The 15,853-nt window shown below is 73.3% G+C and carries 16 protein-coding genes; 7 read left to right on the top strand and 9 right to left on the bottom strand.

The annotated features are described in order from the left end of the window. The first annotated feature begins 461 nt into the window (after positions 1 to 461). Entirely contained in the window at positions 462 to 1,703 is a 1,242-nt protein-coding gene (locus PSED_RS32065; RefSeq protein ID WP_013678372.1) for an Acg family FMN-binding oxidoreductase, read from the top strand. After that, positions 1,700 to 2,317: a hypothetical protein gene (locus PSED_RS32060; RefSeq protein WP_013678371.1), complete on the top strand. Its 618-nt coding sequence runs from the start codon at positions 1,700 to 1,702 to the stop codon at positions 2,315 to 2,317. The genes PSED_RS32065 and PSED_RS32060 overlap by 4 nt, the downstream gene beginning before the upstream one ends. Positions 2,318 to 2,321: 4 nt before the next feature. On the opposite strand, the gene PSED_RS32055 is transcribed toward PSED_RS32060, so the two are convergent. From PSED_RS32055 to PSED_RS32035, 6 genes are all read right to left on the bottom strand, one after another. Further along, entirely contained in the window at positions 2,322 to 3,221 is a 900-nt protein-coding gene (locus tag PSED_RS32055; RefSeq protein WP_013678370.1) for an alpha/beta fold hydrolase, read from the bottom strand. A 500-nt stretch (positions 3,222 to 3,721) separates the two neighbouring features. Then, on the bottom strand, positions 3,722 to 5,092 hold the full coding sequence (locus PSED_RS32050) for a hypothetical protein (protein WP_013678368.1): 1,371 nt from the start codon (positions 5,090 to 5,092) through the stop codon (positions 3,722 to 3,724). Positions 5,093 to 5,172: 80 nt separating this feature from the next. Next, positions 5,173 to 5,298: a hypothetical protein gene (locus PSED_RS35825; RefSeq protein WP_379652786.1), complete on the bottom strand. Its 126-nt coding sequence runs from the start codon at positions 5,296 to 5,298 to the stop codon at positions 5,173 to 5,175. Then, the gene (locus tag PSED_RS32045; RefSeq protein WP_013678367.1) at positions 5,280 to 5,615 is read right to left on the bottom strand and encodes a hypothetical protein; all 336 of its coding nucleotides are present in this window, start codon (positions 5,613 to 5,615) and stop codon (positions 5,280 to 5,282) included. Before PSED_RS32045 ends, PSED_RS35825 begins: the two co-directional genes overlap by 19 nt. Before the next feature lie 62 nt (positions 5,616 to 5,677). Continuing rightward, positions 5,678 to 5,872 (bottom strand): hypothetical protein, encoded by a 195-nt coding sequence (locus PSED_RS32040; protein ID WP_013678366.1) that lies wholly within the window; start codon positions 5,870 to 5,872, stop codon positions 5,678 to 5,680. Continuing rightward, positions 5,869 to 6,216 (bottom strand): hypothetical protein, encoded by a 348-nt coding sequence (locus PSED_RS32035; RefSeq protein ID WP_013678365.1) that lies wholly within the window; start codon positions 6,214 to 6,216, stop codon positions 5,869 to 5,871. Before PSED_RS32035 ends, PSED_RS32040 begins: the two co-directional genes overlap by 4 nt. A 188-nt stretch (positions 6,217 to 6,404) precedes the next feature. Between PSED_RS32035 and PSED_RS32030 the strand changes: the two genes are divergently transcribed. Beyond that, a complete protein-coding gene (locus PSED_RS32030) occupies positions 6,405 to 9,284 on the top strand; it encodes a hypothetical protein (RefSeq protein WP_013678364.1) in 2,880 nt (959 codons plus the stop codon). Positions 9,285 to 9,569: 285 nt separating this feature from the next. Here the strand turns inward: PSED_RS32030 and PSED_RS32025 are convergent, their stop codons facing one another. After that, a complete protein-coding gene (locus PSED_RS32025; protein ID WP_013678363.1) occupies positions 9,570 to 10,856 on the bottom strand; it encodes a M23 family metallopeptidase in 1,287 nt (428 codons plus the stop codon). Between the two features lie 197 nt (positions 10,857 to 11,053). On the opposite strand from PSED_RS32025, the gene PSED_RS32020 reads away from it, so the two are divergent. After that, entirely contained in the window at positions 11,054 to 11,893 is an 840-nt protein-coding gene (locus PSED_RS32020; protein ID WP_013678362.1) for a hypothetical protein, read from the top strand. A 12-nt stretch (positions 11,894 to 11,905) separates the two neighbouring features. Here PSED_RS32020 and PSED_RS32015 read toward each other — a convergent pair whose 3' ends face one another. After that, positions 11,906 to 12,799: an IS982 family transposase gene (locus PSED_RS32015; protein ID WP_013678361.1), complete on the bottom strand. Its 894-nt coding sequence runs from the start codon at positions 12,797 to 12,799 to the stop codon at positions 11,906 to 11,908. A gap of 164 nt (positions 12,800 to 12,963) precedes the next feature. Between PSED_RS32015 and PSED_RS32010 the strand changes: the two genes are divergently transcribed. After that, the gene (locus tag PSED_RS32010; protein WP_267939110.1) at positions 12,964 to 13,515 is read left to right on the top strand and encodes a plasmid pRiA4b ORF-3 family protein; all 552 of its coding nucleotides are present in this window, start codon (positions 12,964 to 12,966) and stop codon (positions 13,513 to 13,515) included. A 47-nt stretch (positions 13,516 to 13,562) separates the two neighbouring features. On the opposite strand, the gene PSED_RS32005 is transcribed toward PSED_RS32010, so the two are convergent. Beyond that, entirely contained in the window at positions 13,563 to 14,402 is an 840-nt protein-coding gene (locus PSED_RS32005) for an IS5 family transposase (RefSeq protein ID WP_041760176.1), read from the bottom strand. 184 nt (positions 14,403 to 14,586) lie between these two features. On the opposite strand from PSED_RS32005, the gene PSED_RS32000 reads away from it, so the two are divergent. Together PSED_RS32000 and PSED_RS31995 are read left to right on the top strand one after the other, a co-directional pair. Continuing rightward, positions 14,587 to 14,886, top strand: coding sequence for an antibiotic biosynthesis monooxygenase family protein (locus PSED_RS32000; RefSeq protein WP_013678360.1), 300 nt, complete (start codon positions 14,587 to 14,589; stop codon positions 14,884 to 14,886). A gap of 12 nt (positions 14,887 to 14,898) precedes the next feature. Then, positions 14,899 to 15,759, top strand: a complete 861-nt coding sequence (locus PSED_RS31995) for a dioxygenase family protein (protein WP_013678359.1) — start codon at positions 14,899 to 14,901, stop codon at positions 15,757 to 15,759. Positions 15,760 to 15,853 lie beyond the last annotated feature (94 nt).

Raw genomic sequence — 15,853 nt, 5'->3', positions numbered from 1 at the left:
AGGGCTCGCGGCCGATCTCCGCGTCGGTCACGCCCAGTGCGACGAGCACGTAGCTCCAGAACCGGACCGGATCGTCGTCGCTCTCGTCGAGCGAGACCCAGGCGACCGGGGTGGACCGGGCGCGCGCCCATGCGACGAGCAGGCTCGTCTTGCCCCACCCCGCCGGGGCGACGACCGTGGCGAGCCGGCTCGTACTCGCGTCCAGCGCGTCGGTCAGCCGGGCGCGGTGCACCGCCGTGGGGCGTGCCGGGGGGACCGCGTGCTTCACGGTGAGCAGCGGCCGGGCAGGTCCGATGGCGGTCATGTCCCTCCCGTCCCGTGCGCCGGGGCCGTACGAAGTGTGCCCGCCGTCCGCTTCACCCGGAAGGACCCACCCCGGGTGGGCACGGGCCCGGGGTGGTGCGGCGCTACCCGGGCCGTCGGTTGACTCGGCGTTCTCCACCGACGGCAGGAGCGCTGACGTGACGCCGCCTTCATCGACCTCGCCGGGTGCTCCGACGTCGCCGACCGTCCCCGCGTCGGCGCCGCCGCAGCCGCCCGCGCACGCGTTCTCGCGCCGATCCCTGCTGCGTGGCGTCGGTCTCGGCGCGGCGACGGTCGCCGTGGCGGGCACCGGTCTGCTCGGCTACCGCGTCTACGACAGCGCGGTGCTCGACCCCGGCGGCGGGCCGGCGTTCGCGCCGTGGCGGGACTGGCGCTCGGTGCCCGGGCCGCTCGGCGCGGTCGCCGCAGCGGTCCTCGCCGCGAGCCCGCACAACACCCAGCCGTGGTCGTTCGAGATCGGCCCGGCCGGCATCGACGTGTTCGCCGACCCGGCGCGCACCACGGGGACGGTCGACCCCTACTCGCGGGAGCGCGACGTCGGCCTCGGCTGCGCGGTGGAGAACCTGGTGATCGGCTGCGGGCCACGCGGCCTCGCACCGTCGGTCGAGCTGCTGCCCGACGGCGCCGGCGGCGCGCGGGTCGCGCACGTGGCGCTCGTCGCCGCCGCGCCGCGGACGGACCCGCTGCACGACGTGATCGACCGCCGGCACACCAACCGCGGCCCGTTCCTGACAGGGCCCGTCGACGTGTCGGCGCTCGCGGTGCCGCCCCCGCCCGGTCTCGCGCTCCACTGGATCACCGACCCGCAGCCGCGCGCGGCGCTCGGGACGCTCCTCGTCGACGCGGCCGAGGCCCTGTGCAGGGACGAGCAGCAGTCGATCGACAACTTCGCCTGGTTCCGCGCGACGAACGACGAGGTCCAACGCCATCGGGACGGCCTCGTCCTCGACGGCCAGGGTCTGAGCCCCGTGGAGCTCGGCGTCGCGAAGCTCCTGCCGGCGTCGTCGCGGACCGCGGGCGACCGGTTCTGGATCGACCGGACGCGCGACGTCCACACCGCGACCGCCGCCGCGTACGGCGTGATCACCGTCGCCGACCCGGACGACCGCCGCATCCGCCTCGACGCGGGCCGGCTCCTGCAGCGCGTGCACCTCCGCGCCACCCTGGCCGGGATCGGCCTGCACCACATGAACCAGGTCACCGAGCGGATCGACCGCGAGGCCGCCACCGGCGCGACGCCGACCTTCGGTCCGCGGTTCGCCGCTCTCCTGCCGGCCGGCGGCCACCCGCTGCTCACCTTCCGCGTCGGGCGTCCCGTCCGCGACGGTCGGCCGACGCCGCGCCGTTCCGTGGCGATGGTCGCCGCGGTGACGTCGTGAGGCGCCGCGTCGCGGCCGGGCTCGGCCTCGCCGGCGGCGGGCTTCTCGTGGCGGCGGGGATCGTGCAGGCGACCCTCGGCACGGTGATCCCGGACTGGACCGGGGACAAGCTCGCGCCCGTCGCGCTGACGGTGGGACTCGGCGTGATCGCCCTCGTCTCCGCGCGGTGCCTGCGGACCGGCTCGGCGCTGTGGGCGCTCGGCCTGGTCGGGCCCGGCCTGCTGAGCCTCTCGACGGTGGGTCGGCTGGCCTGGCTGCCGGCCGCGGTGCTGATCGTCGCGACGGGATTCGCCGCCGCCGACGGCGGGCGCGACGCGCTGCGGGTGCTGCGGGCCGAGCCGGTCCGCGTGCTGCTGACGGTGCTCGCCGCCACGGAGCTGCTGATGGCGGCGGGCGCTGCGCCGGTGCCGATGATCGTCGGCGCGCTGGGTGGGCTCGCCCTGCTCGCGGCGACCTGGTTGCGGCGGCTTCCGCGCGGCCCGCGCATCGGGCTCGCCCTGCTCGGCGTCCTGCCGTTCGCGGGCGTCGGCTGGACCGCGCTGGTCCCCGTGCTGCTGGCATTGGTGGCGGCACCGCTGCTGGTCGTGGCCGTCCGCCGGCCGCGCGTCGGGTGAGGGATCAGCGTTCGGCGCCCGCCAGCAGGAACTCGACGACGTGGGTCTGCGCCGCGGCCGCGTCGGGGTGGGTGTAGAGGGCGAGATGGGTGCCGGTGTCGAGGCTGAGCAGCTCGGCGCCCGGGATGGTCCGGGCGGCGTACCAGCTGTGCTCCGGCGGCAGGTCGGCGTCGGCGGTGCCCTGCACGACGAGGGTGGGGACGGTGATCTTCTCGAGCTCGAGGGTGGTGATCTCGGCGAACCGGTCGAGGTCGTTGCGGTAACCGGCACGGCGCCTGCCGTCGGGCAGGGCGGTGGGGCCGAGGTCGGTGACGAAGCGCTGCTTGGCGGGGTCGGCGAGGATCTCGTCGACGCGCTGGGCGACCTGGTCGGGCGTGAGGTCGCCCTCGTCGGCGATCACGCCCTGGGTGTACTGCCTGCCGCCGTGGGCGGCGAGCACCCGCAGCAGCCACTGCCCGGGGGCGGTGGTGAACATCAGCCGCGTGGCGAGATCCTGTTCGGGCAGCCGGTAGGCCTGGCTGCAGGCGGCGTTGGCGACGAGTGCGGTCACCCGGTCGGGATGGCGGACGGCGAACCGGTAGCCGGCGGGGCCGCCGCCGGACCAGGTGTAGACCCCCGCGCGGGCGATGCCCAGGTGGTCGAGCAGTGCGGCCATGAGGTCGGCCTGTGCGTCGACGGTCGTGCGGCCGTCGAGCGGGGTGCCGAGGTACCCGGGGCGCGAGAGCAGGATGGCGGAGACCCCGTCGCGAGGCAGGATCCGGGCCATCAGCTCGGCGGCGTCGATGCCGCCCGGGGTGCCGTGGACGACGAGCACCGGGGCTCCGGTGCCGACGACGGCGAACTCGATCGGGCCGAGGGCGGTCTCGGCGACGGTGGCCTCGTAGGCGGTCTCGTGGACGAGCACGTCGGTCTCCTGGTTCCGTGGTGGCCGCTGACGGCCGGGCAGCGGTCGGCCGCCCGGGGTCGTGGACACCGACACCATGACGGCGCCGTTTCCAACTTCGCTCCAACTGCGCGAGTATTGCGTCCGGTCGTGCGCTCACGCACGAGCCTCGTCGCGGGCCGACGGGAGAGTCGGGGACGGCGAGCCGGACGCCCGCTTCGTGGACGCCGTGTGGGGTGACCGGGCCACGGCCGCGTCGATGTCGATCCTCCAGGCGCCCGCCTGCTCGTACCGCCCGAACAGGCACTGGAGCCGCACGCCCATCTCGCCGAGGCCGCCGAGATCCGCTCGGCGGCGGGCAACCGGGAAACCTCGTGATCGACCACCTCGACGAGGCCCTGCGCTGGGTCGAGCGCGGCGTAGAGTCCGCGACCGTTCGCTGACCGGAGGTGGCCGCGCCCGGTCGGCAACCCGGCCGCGCGGCGTCTGCGGGGCGCGCGGCCGGGGCCATGTTCCGGGGCTCAGGTCGTCGTGATCTCCCTGCCGCGGACGAGCGGCCGGAAGACGCTGAACGCCAGGGGATAGAGGTTGCAGCCGAACTCCGGAACGCCGCGCCACCGGCAGATTCCCGGTGTGCGGTCGATAGGCTCGAACGACAACGGTCCATCGGTCTCGCCCGCCGGGAGCACCTCGCCGACGAAGTCGAAGAACCGTGCCGCCTCGACGAGCTCGGGGAAGGCGTGCGCGACGGCACCGCCCTCCACGAGGTTCGCCCCCACCTCGTCGGCCCGCAGGTCCGCTCGGGCCTCGTCGGGCGAGGTCGGGTCGTCGAACCGCTGGCCCCAGCGGGTGAACCACGCCGCGTACGGCGCGTCGCGGTGGGCCGAGTCCGGTCCGGTGGGCACGGGGGCCGGGAAGACCGCGAGGATCGGGGAAACCCGGATCCCGAACAGCTCGAACTGCCGCCGCCACCCGATCCTGGTCTCGACGAGCACCGGTGCGTCGAGCCGTCCGGCGTAGGTCGCCGGCTGGGGTGTGAAACGAGGCAGGGATGCGGCGTAGCTCTCGGGGGTCAGGCCCAGCTCGGCCGCGACGCCGGCGGCGACGAGCCGGTCGACCTGGCGCCGCCACTCCGCGTCCAGGTCCACCGCGCCCCGCTGGGACACGTGCACGCCCCGGGCCGGAGCAGGCGGCTCGGCCGGTAGGGTCCTGGCCCGTTCACTGCGGGCCACCCCGAACGAGCGCCCTCCGGTGTAGGGGGCCCGGAAGTCGTGGTGGAGGTCGTAGGCGGTCAGCAGGGCTCCCGGCTGCGGCGGTTCGTCGCCCAGTCCCTCGGCCATCTCGTCCCCGTCGAACCGCACACAGACGATCCGGCCCGTGACCCGGATCCCGATGCGGGGCCACGTGCGTCGCTCGTCGAGGTAGTGCCCGGTGAACAGCCTGCTGTCCTGCGCCGCGACGATGTACTGGTTCAGGCTGATCAGCTCGCGGCCGTCGGCGGCGACGCGCTGCAGGAGCTCGGCCTCCGTCGTGTCGCCGTAGGGTGCGTCGATCGCGGCCTCGTAGTCGAACCAGCCCGGCCGACTGACGATGTTCTCCACCTCGTTGTCGGGCTGGAGGCTGTAGCAGTCCATCGCCGGGAACATCGCGCCGAGCACGTGCCTGGTCGAGCGGGTGGCGACCTCGGGTGGGAGGTACCCGACCCGGCGGCCCGCACCGTCGAGAGCGGCGAGCTCGTCGACGGTGTAGGGGCACGGCGGCACCGTGACGTCGAGGCCGACCCGGTTCCCGCGTTCGGTCCAGATCGTCTGGTGGAGCTGGGTGAGCACGTCCGGAGTCAGGGCCGCAGCACGCGGCTCTCGCAGCGATCCGGGGGAGCCGGCTTCGTCCATGCGACTTCCTTGCCCTCGATGGCCTCCAGGAACTGGATCCTACGACAGGATAAATGGATACAACAAGTCCTCGGGTCCGGTCAGGCCCCTGCAGGCGCGGGGAGGGCTCCGATCTGGCTCAGGAGGGTGAGGTCGTCGAGGCGGTTCCAGCGTTCGACGCACCGATCACCGACGAACCGCAGGACGGTCAGCCCCTCGACGTCGATCGCCGCGCCCGACCCCGCGACCCCGAGCAGCTCGCGCGCCGGCGATCCCCGGCCCGTGCCGACGCGATCGCGGCGGGGACCGCGAGGGTGATCCGGCAGCCCGGGCAGGTCTCCAGCGGGCTGCGCACGGCGCGCTCGGCCTCCTCGACCCGGGCCAGCGCGACGGCCGGGTCCCCCGCGGCGGCCGGGTCCCCCGCGGCGGCGATCCGCGCACCGTGGATGCGGTCGAACAGATGGAATCCGACGTCGGACTCGCGCGCGACGGCGAGCGCCTCGTCGAGCAGGTCGGCCGCCGCGGCCGGGTCACCCCGGTGCACGGCCACCTCGGCGCGGCGCTGGACGGCCGGCGCCTCCCCGACCGCACCGCCGCCGGTCCGGCTCAGCTCCGTCGCCAGCCGCAGGTCGTCGTCGGCGGCGTCGAGGGCACCGAAGAGCAGTTCGCCTCCCCGCGCAACGTCAGTGCGAATGCCCGGCCGCGGATGGCTCCCGGTCGCTCCGCCTCGGCGAGGAAGGAGTCGGCGAACGCCACGACGTCCGGGTAGGGGCGGGCGCCGTGGAGGAGCCGTTGGGTCATGCAGAGGTGCCCGTCGAACACACTGATCGCCAGTTCGCGCAGCGCGTGCGTGTCCAGGAGGTCCTCTCAGATGCTGCGTGCAGGTCGTCGCGTTCGTGTGCGGCGGCTGCCTGGGCCCACGACGCCACCACCAGCGTCGACCGCTCGCCCGTGGCCAGGGCGAGCGTGCGGCACTCCGCGGCCTTGACGGTGCCCAGCGCGGGATCGGCGAACCCCATCCCCGCGGCACCGCTGAGGGCGAGGGCCTGCGCGAGCCGGCCGGGCACCGACACCGGCTGCAGGCCGTCGAGGGTCTGCAACGCGCGCGCCGGGTCGCCCTGCTTGATCTCGGCGAGTGCCTGCATCGCGCGCAGGTCGTGGGCCTCCTCGAGCCCGACGACGGCGGCCGCGGCGGCGTAGGCGGCAGGGGCGCGCCGGTCGCCGCGGTCCGCGGCGGCGCACCCGGGCCTTCCGGCCGGTCGGAGCCCTGCGGCCCTGGTGGGGCCGGGCCCGGCGGCGCTAGGGTCCCCGGCCCGCCCTCAGGAGGCACGCGATGTCCGTCGTCGGCTCGGGACGTCCCGGACTGCTGCAGCTCGCCGCTCCGGTGGTGGCGCAGATGGCGCTGTGGCGGTGGCGTACCTCGCCCGATCTGCTGTGCACCCCGGGGCCGGTGTCGCGGCGTGCGACGGGGGTGCGTCTGGTGCGGGCGGCCCGGGCGGGGGCCGACCGCGCGGTGGTCGGCCTCGACACCTCCGAGGGGCGGTCGGAGGACTCGGTCCCGCCGGCCACCGCGCTCGGCGGCCGGCTCACCGCCGACGCGTCCGACGGGCTGGGCGAGCTGCTCGACTGGTTCGACCTCGAGCTCGACGGGCTGGCGACGCGGGTCGTCGACGACGGGCGCGCGCTCGCGCTCGGCCTCGGGTTCGACGGGGTGTCCGAGGACCGGGCGGCCTGGGACGGCTTCGACCGCTCGCTGCTGGCCGACGCCGACTGGTCGTTGACGCTGGACGGCGCCGTGCTCGCCCGACGGCTGAGCGAACGGTTCGCCGCGCGGGCCGCGCAGCTGGGGGCGACCCTGCACGCCGGATCGCCCCGCGTCGAGTGGGGCGAGCGCATCTACGTCTTCGCCACCGGCGACTTCACCGTCCCGGGGTACGGGAGCCACAACTTCGAGCTGGTCGTCTGGTACCGGTTCGTGTTCGAGCGGGGCATGCTGCGGGTCCGCCGGTCGCCGCTGGCCAGCGGCGACGCGAGCGCCGACCGGCCGGGATGGTCGTCGGACTACGGGGTGGAGAACTTCGGGCGCGAGCTCGCCGACGCCGCCTTCGACGCCGCGACCGACCCGGACGAGCTGTTCCCGCCGATCCGGCTCGCGTTCGATCTCGGCGGCGGGCACCTGACGGCGCGGTCGCTGATCCACGGCGCCCGCACGTTGCGGATCAGCGGCGATGCCGACGTGCCGGCCGAGGTCGTCGCGCCCCGCCTGGAGGTCGACCAGTCCACCCGGACGTTCCACGAGGAGGCGTTCTCGCAGTGCGGGACCGACCGCGCACCGGCGTTCTCGCTGCAGCGGGTCGAGCTGCGTGCCGGTCCCGGTGGCGTCCGGCTGTGCGGTGCCGTCGTCGAGGGCGCCGGCGGGCTGCGCATCCTCACCGTCGACCGTGACGCCCTCCATCCCGCACCGGACGGACGGTCGCTCGCCGACACCCCGGCCGAGCTGGCCCCGAACTCGTCGACCACGCTCATCCTCGGGTACGTCGGTGACCGTGCCCCGGCCCACGGCGGCCTGCGCATCGTGTCGACCGACCCGCGCGGCCTGCTGCGTACCGTCCCGTTGCAGCTGGTCGCCGGCGGGCGGGCTGCGGCCGAGCTGCATCCGGACGTGCTGGACATCGTCGTCGGCAATGCGGCCGACGGGCGGCGCGCGACGCTCGGGTCCGACTGCTTCCCGATCGAGACGACGCCGGCGCCGTCCCGCCCCGACGCGCCGGACGGTCGTCTCGTCCTGGAGAACACCGGCGAGGCGCCGGTCGCCGTCTGCCAGGTCCGAGCGGAGCACGACCCGGCGGACCCCGCGTCGCGCTACGTCTTCGACGCCTCGTGGTCGGGGAACTACGTGGTGCTGCCGCGCCACAGCGGCACCGTGGAGATCCGGTTCTACCCGCCGCAGCCCCGGGGCTGGACCCCGCGCGACCTGACGACGCCGCCGCGGGTGACCGACCACGTCTTCCGGGCGACGATCGTCGTCGAGCTGGGCGGCGCGTTGCGCGGGCACCCGTTGCGGGCGCAGGTCACGGGCCGGGTCGAGCCTCGGCCCGTCACGCGCGAGATCCCGGCGCGCGGCGGCGGGATGCGGGCCGGTTTCGACCCGCGCCGCGACGCCGTCTGCATGCCGAGACCCGACGTCGACCTGTGCGATCTCGAACGGTACTTCGAGCCCGTCGGCCCTCCGGAGGCGCTCGTGGTCGCGGACGTCCGGGTGCGCGGTGCCGCCGACGGCGCCGTCGTCACGCTGCTCGACCACGACGACGGCGTCCACGTCCGTGATCTCGGCGAGGGACCGGAACGCCGGTTCGACGTGGGCCCCGGCCCGACCGGGCGCCGCGCGTGCACACCGCGTGTCGACGGGGGACGGTCGCCGCGGATCGAGGTACGCCATGCGGTCGTCGCGCCCGGACCCTCGGCGCCGGTGCCGAACCCGCGATGCGTGGTCGAGCACGCCGGGCGCCTCTGGGTCGGAACCCGCAGCGGTCTGGTCGTCCTCGACGTGGACGAGCTCGCGCCGGGCACGGAGCAGGCGATGGGGCCGGTCCATGGCCTCGCCGCCGCGGGCGGGCTGGTCTGGGCGGCGCTCGACGACCGGCTCGTCGCGATCGATCCGGCCCGCCCGGACCGGATCGTCACCTCGGTCGAGCCGGGTGCCCGGATCGGCGCGGTCGCCGCGTCGCCCGCCGGTCTCGTCGTCGCCACCGGGAGCGAGCTGCGGACCGTCACCCTCGATGCGGAGCCGGCGTTCGGCCGGCCGACGGTGCTGCCCGAGCCCGCGCGCTGGCTGGTCCCGGTGCCGGCCGCGACGGTCGCCGTCGGCACGAAGTCGGTCTCGGTCGCGCGCGCGGGCCGGGCGCTGCGTACGCACCCGACGACGTTCCCGATCACCTCCGTGAGTGCGCTCGGCAGCCGGGTGCTGCTCCACGGCGACGGGATCGCGCTGGCGGTCGTGGCCGACGCCGCCGTGGTGCGGCCGGTCGCCGAGTACCCGCTCGGACACTGGCAGGCCCCGTTCGCCCCGGAGCCCCGCGGCGGGCTGTACGAGCTCACCGACGAGGGGCTGCGGCGCTGGGAGATCGGGCGCCGCCGCCTCGACGCCGCGGTGCTCCCGGAGGCCTACGCGCCGCGCTACCTGCGGATCCGACCTGACGGCCTGGGAGAGTGAGCCGAGTGCTCTCGGACGGTGTCGCGGACGGGTAGGCCTCGGCGGTTCGCGCAACGCGCGGCAGCTCGACGTCCTGCCCGCACAGCTCGTACTCCGACTCGACGTCCACGAACGTCGCACGCGCGTCCCCTGAGTTCGTGATCCTCGCGGTGGCGCCGGCCGACGACCCGGCCCGGCTCACGTGGGCGGCCGCTCGGTTGCAGCACCACCTCGACCGTGCACCGGTCCGGATCATGCCGAATCGACGTCGACCGGCCGGGCGGGACTCGACCGCGTAGACCCGGCCTAACCGAGGTCGACGACCTCGAGATTCAGTGGGAGCTGTCCGGTGTGGGCGCCCGCGAGTCTGGACGTGTCCACCGGGACGACCGGCGCCTGGGCGGGAAACGGCGCGATGATCTTGCTCTCGTCGGTGACGACGCCGGTCCCGGTGAACCGGGTGAGCACGAACGGCAGACCGTTCGACTCGAGCGGCGACGGCCCATCCATGATGTGGAAATGCAGGTGGGGGGCGTCGGTGTTGCCGGTGTTGCCGAGCAGCCCGAGGACGTCCCCGGTCTTGACGCGATCGCCCACCTTGACCTTGAGCGAGCCGGGCTGCAGGTGGGCGTAGAAAGCGTACCGGCCGTTGCCGATGTCGACGACGACGTAGTTGCCGTCCGCGCTCTGCAGCGTTTGTCCCTCCGGCAGCTTCCCGGGGATCTGCTCGGGGTTTCCGTCCAGGACCCGGACGACCGTCCCGTCCGCGGCCGAGTGGACCTGCACGCCGAAGAAGGGGAACGACGTGTTGCTTGCCGGGTCGCCGGTATAGAGGGTGCCGGTGGGTCCGATCTGGACGAAGTCGATGGCGAAACGCTGCGCGACGCGGATGGTGCCGTCGACGGAGAGGGTGGCGCCGCGGTGCGCGGTGATCGCGTCGCAACACCCGTTACCGGCGACCCAGCCGCCGCCCTGCAGAGGCGGCGCGACCTCGACCGCCTGCTGGTCGGAGACGTCCACGGAGACGCCGGTGAAGGTCAGGTCGGTCGGCGGCGCGGGCGGCGGGGCGTCCCCGGAGGGGCCCGCGTCGGTGGGCGGGGTCAACGTCACCGTGAAGCGGTGCTGGACCGAACGCGGAACCGTGGACCCCGCGGGCAGGGTGGCGTCGAGGAACAGGTCGCCCGCCTGACCGCCGGCGAGGCCGTCCCCGCCGCTGCCACCGGCGGCCCGGAACACCTTGCCGAGGTCCGCACCCTTCAACGAGGTGATGACCGCGCCGGACGGGTCGAGCGTGTCGACACCGGTGAGAACCGCCCGAGCCCGGCCCTGGTTGATGATCTGCAGCTCGTAGGCCAGGTGGATGCGGTTGTCCGCGCCGAGCACCGGGGCGATGTCGGACAGCGGGGAGATCGCGAGCGGGGCGAGCGCCGCGTTCGCGTCGGAGACCGCCGGCGGCGCGACCGAGGTGGCCGGCGCGCCGGACGCGGCCTGCGACGACGAGCATCCCGTCAGTGCCAGCACCGCCGCGACGACCGCGACCGGCCCGAGCCTGGCCCACGGGCCACGTCGGACACCGAGCTCGGGCACATTCATCACTGCCTCCGGCATACCGTTCGACGTCGGGGCCCCGTGACGGCGGCGGACGAGCGAATTCTGTGCGCCGCTAGCCGGTCGGGGAATCGGCTTGGGCCCAGCCCGGGACATGGACCCAGGTCCACACCCGGCGAGTCCGACGCGGTCTGCGGCGTCCCGCTGGACCGGCGCCGACTTGTGGACGACGATCCACCGCGGTGAAAAGATCTCGACCGCTGTTCCCGCCCGCGGCGGGCCGGGCGCCCCTGCGGACGTCGCTGCGCCTGGCCCTGCTCCAGGTCGGGCTGACCACAGCTGCGGTGACGGGCGTCGAGATCGCGCTGTTCGTCCACGACGGGACCGGGCCCGTCGGCGCGCTCGTCGCCTACGCCCTCACCGGGGCCGGGTACGTGGCCGCGGGCATCGTCGCGTGGTGGCGACGGCCGTCGGGGCGGCTCGGGGCACTGCTGTGCCTGTGCGGGGCGGCGCTGCTCGGGTCGGCGGCCGGCAACGTCGCCAACCCGACGCTGGCGGTCGTGGGCACCGTGCTCGCCCAGCTGCCGATCGGGGTGCTGCTGCACCTGCTGCTCGCGTTCCCGTCGGGCCGCCTGCCCGACCGGCGGTCCCGGCTGCTGGCCGTGGGCGGGTACGTCGTGACGCTGGTGCTGCCGATCCCCGCCTACGTGTTCGGGCCCCTGCCGGGTGTCCCGCCGGTGCTCGTCGTGGCGGAGCGTCCCGACCTCGTCGCCCTCTTCGCGCGGGTCACCACGGCCACCGGGTTCCTCGTCGTGGCCCTGACCGCGCTCGTGCTCGTGCAACGCCTGCGCGCCGCCGATCGTCGCCAGCGACGGGTGCTTGCCGCGGTGTCCGGCTACGGCGTGTTCACCATCCTGCTGCTGACGGGCAGTGCCGTCGTCGCATGGTTCACCGGCCTCGACCCGTTCACCCAGTTCGTGGTGCAGATGGCCGTCATGGCCGGGGTGCCGGTCGCCTTCCTCGCGGGCCTGCTGCGCGGCGGGTTCGCCCGCACCGCCGAGATCGAGGAGCTAGACGAGTAAGTCCGAACCCGGTCAGTGGTCGTAGGCGATCAAGGATCGTGTGATGGGCTGTCCGGTGGCGCGGTTGTGCCAGATCGCGGGGGTCAGGGCGAGCAGGCGCTGCCCGATCCGGGCGCTGACGCCGTCGATGCTGCGTCCGCCGTGCAGCTCGAGATCGAGTTGGCCCTTGAGGGTGTCGTTGACCGACTCGATGAGCTGGCGGATCGGTTTGAGCAGGTGTTCGCCCGGGCGTGGGGTGCGGTTGCGGTAGGAGGGCCGCAGCAGCACCACGCCACGCTCGGCCAGGTAGGTGTCGAGTTCGCGGGAGACGTAGCCCTTGTCGGCGATGATGGTCAGGCCGGGCCGGTCGGTGGTGAGGGTGGGGTCGTGGTCGAGCACGGCCATCAGGACCTGGCGTTCGTCGAGCTTCGGGTCGGCCAATGCCCAGGTGATCGGCAGTCCGGCCGGGGTGCAGACCAGGTGCAGGCGCAGCCCCCAGAACCACCGCGAGTGCGACGGGCAGTAGCTGTAGCCGGCCCACCCGGCCAGGTTCGAGCGTTTCGCGGTGGGCCGGGAACGGGCGCACTCGACCGGGGTGGAGTCCACGACCCAGACGGGGTCGGCCCACAGGTCGGTGTCGCCGGCCAGCTCGCGGATGACCCGCTTGATCAGTGACACCGCCGAGCGCAGCCGCTTGTTGTAGCCGGACTGGCCCGGCAGGTACGGGAACGCGGCTGGTAGCGCCCGGGGCACGAACCGTAGCCAACGGGCCTCGGAGCGGACTCCCAGCAGCACCTGCGCCACGGCCAGGGTGAGCAGCTCGGCGTCGGAGAGCTTCGGTGGCCTGCCCGGGCGGGTGCGTTTGCCCAGCCAGTCGTCGATCTTGACGTAGAGTGCGGTCAGGAGGGTGTTGAGGTCGGTCGTCACAAACTGATCTTCAACACCCTCCTGTCACGTCCCGGGCCGGCACGCCGTTAGGACTTAGACGTCGTTTCAGAAGTGGTGGGCCCGGTCCTGTCAGTGTCGGCGACGGCTGAGAGCATCGGCTGGTGGTCGCGCCTCGTGTGTCTGCGAAGACGAAGATCTTCGAGTTGGAGATCGTGTTGGTCGAGGTGGCGCCGTCGGTCCGGCGTCGGGTGCAGGTGCCGGGCGAGATCGACTTGGCGGTGTTGCACGGGGTGGTGCAGTCGGTGATGGGCTGGACGAACTCGCATCTGCACGAGTTCGAGATCGCCGGGCGCCGCTACGGGATCCCAGACCCCGACAGGCCCTCCCAGGGCGTTGCCGACGAGACCAAGGCCAAGCTGTTTCGGCTGGTCAAGGCTGGTGATCGGTTCGGCTACATCTACGACTTCGGCGACAACTGGACCCATGAGATCGCCGTCGAGGCGGTCGAGACCGCCGAGCCGGGGGTGCGCTACCCGCGCTGTGTCGCAGGGCAGGGGGCGTGCCCGCCTGAGGACGTCGGCGGGATCTGGGGGTACGAGGACTTCCAGGCCGCACTCGCCGATCCTGCCCATCCTGACCACGCTGAGCGTCTGGAGTGGGCGGGCGGGCCGTTCGACCCGAACCGCTTCGACCCCGACGAGGCCGACCGGGCCCTGGAGTGGCTGGCCTGGCGACCACTGGCATCGACTTCGTAGCCGGCCGACCCTGGTGAGGGCGGCCGGGGGGGCGGATGTCACGCCGGTTACGACCGGCTCCCGGTGAGACGGCGGTGGCAGATCAGGGCGCAGGCCAGCGACAACAGCGCGGTGATCGTCGCTTCGGCGCGGTCGTAGCGCAGCGCGAGGCGGCGGAAGTCCAGCAGCCAGGACATGGTGCGTTCCACGACCCAGCGGACCCGCCCGAGCCGGGTGGAGTCCTCGATCCCACGCCGGGCGATCCGCACCCCGATCCCACGCCCGGCCAGGTAGCGGCGACAACGCGGATAGTCGTAGCCCTTGTCGGCGTGCAGCTTGCCCGGTCGACGTCGCGGCCGACCCGGCCGACCGGCCCGTTCGCGGACGCCGGGGTTGGTGTCCAGCAGTGGGGCGAGCATCCGACTGTCGTGGGTGTTCGCACCGGTGACCATCGCGTGCAGCGGGAGCCCGTCGCGGTCGCAGAGCACGTGGTACTTGCTGCCCGCCTTGCCGCGGTCGGTCGGCGAGGGCCCGGTGGCCTCTCCGCGGCGTTTGGCCCGCACACTCACGCTGTCCACCGCCGCCCGTGACCAGCCGAGCAGGTCCTGCTGGGCGAGACGGTCGAGCATCACTCGGTGCAGTTCCGCCCACACCCCGGCCCGCTGCCATTCCTGCAGGCGTCGCCAGCAGGTCACCCCGGACCCGCAGCCGAGCTCGGCGGGCAGGGCGTTCCAGCTGATCCCGGTCTTGAGCACGAACACGATCCCGGCCAGCGCGGCCCGGTCCGGCACCCGCGGCCGGCCGGTCCGTCCCCGCTTCGGCCGGCGCGGCCTCGTCGGGAGCAGCGGCTCCACCACCGCCCACAGCTCGTCGCTCACCAATCGCTCGACACAAGATCGTCTCGACATCGCCGAGCATGATCAGCTACCAGCGCGACTCCACATAGGATTAACGCGCCGACTTCTGAAACGACGTCTAAGGGAGCGGAGCCGACGCCCTCCCACGTTCGGGAAACGGATAGTAAGAACGCGATTCGGATCGCCCGCCGAACCGTGGTGTACATAGCGTGCCGGAGTAAAGAAAGGAGCGACAATGGTCGTCGAACACGCCTACATCACCGTCGTCCCCGGGTGCGAGAGCGACTTTGAGGAGGCCTTCGCCAAGGCGCAGCCGATCCTCTCCGGGGCCAAGGGGTGTCGTGCTAGTGCGTTGCACCACGACGTCGAGCACCCCGGTGCCTACCTGCTCCGAGTGACGTGGGAGCGGCTCGAGGACCACCTCGAGGTCTTTCCGGCCAGTGAGGTGGGCAAGGAGTTCGGTACGCGCATCGCGCACTTCTTCGTCGAGGCGCCGGAGGTCCGGCACTTCGCCGATGAGTCGGTCACGGCGTAGCGGGGCCGAGACATGGACTTCACTGTCGACTCCGCGACACCGGCCGTTCAGGCGAGCTTCGACGCCACCCCCGCCCCGCGCCTGCGCGCCATACTGCAGAGCCTCACCCGTCACCTGCACGACTTCGTCCGCGAGATCGAGCCAACCATCCCCGAGTGGAACAACGCCATCGAGTTCCTCACTGCAGTCGGCAAGGCCTGCACCGACACCCGGCAGGAGTTCATCCTGCTCTCCGACGTGCTGGGAGTCTCCATGCTCGTCGAGACGATCAACGGGCAGGACGCCGGGACCGAGAGCACCGTCCTGAGTCCGTTCCACATGACCAAATCCCCGGCGCGCGCCCTCGGAGACTCCATCGACGAGGTGGGCGGCAGCCGCGTCTGCGTCGTATCTGGGACCGTTCGAAGCACCAGCGGACGTCCGCTCGCGGGCGCGACGGTCGACGTCTGGCAGTGCGACGAGAACGGCCTCTACGACGTCCAGGTGCCCGACGTCCAACCCGCGGGCAACGGACGCGGACTCTTCACCACCGACGAGCTGGGCAGATACTGGTTCCGCACCGTGGCGCCTTCCCACTACCCCATTCCGACCGACGGCCCGGTCGGCGCTCTCTTGAACGCGACCGGCAGGCACCCCTACCGCCCGGCGCACGTGCACTTCATCGCGTCCGCGCCCGCGCACGAGGAGGTCACGACGCACGCCTTCGTCGCAGGGAGCCCCTACATCGACTCCGACGCGGTGTTCGCGGTCAAGAAGGGCCTACTGGTCGACTTCTGTGAAACAACCGACTCCGAACTGGGCGTCCGTTACGGCGTCGAGCCCCCGTTCATCCACGCCACCTTCGACATCGAACTGGAGGAGACTGCGTCATAGTTGCCGACCACGCCCCGCCGACACGATCCCGGCACTCAGCGCCTGACCGACAGGGTCTGTCTCGTGATCGGTGTTTCCGGCGTCGTGTTCAGTA

Origin of the sequence: Pseudonocardia benzenivorans CB1190 (assembly GCF_000196675.2) — a bacterium.
GTDB classification, from domain to species: Bacteria; Actinomycetota; Actinomycetes; order Mycobacteriales; family Pseudonocardiaceae; genus Pseudonocardia; species Pseudonocardia benzenivorans.
This window is presented reverse-complemented; position numbering and strand designations above follow the sequence as displayed.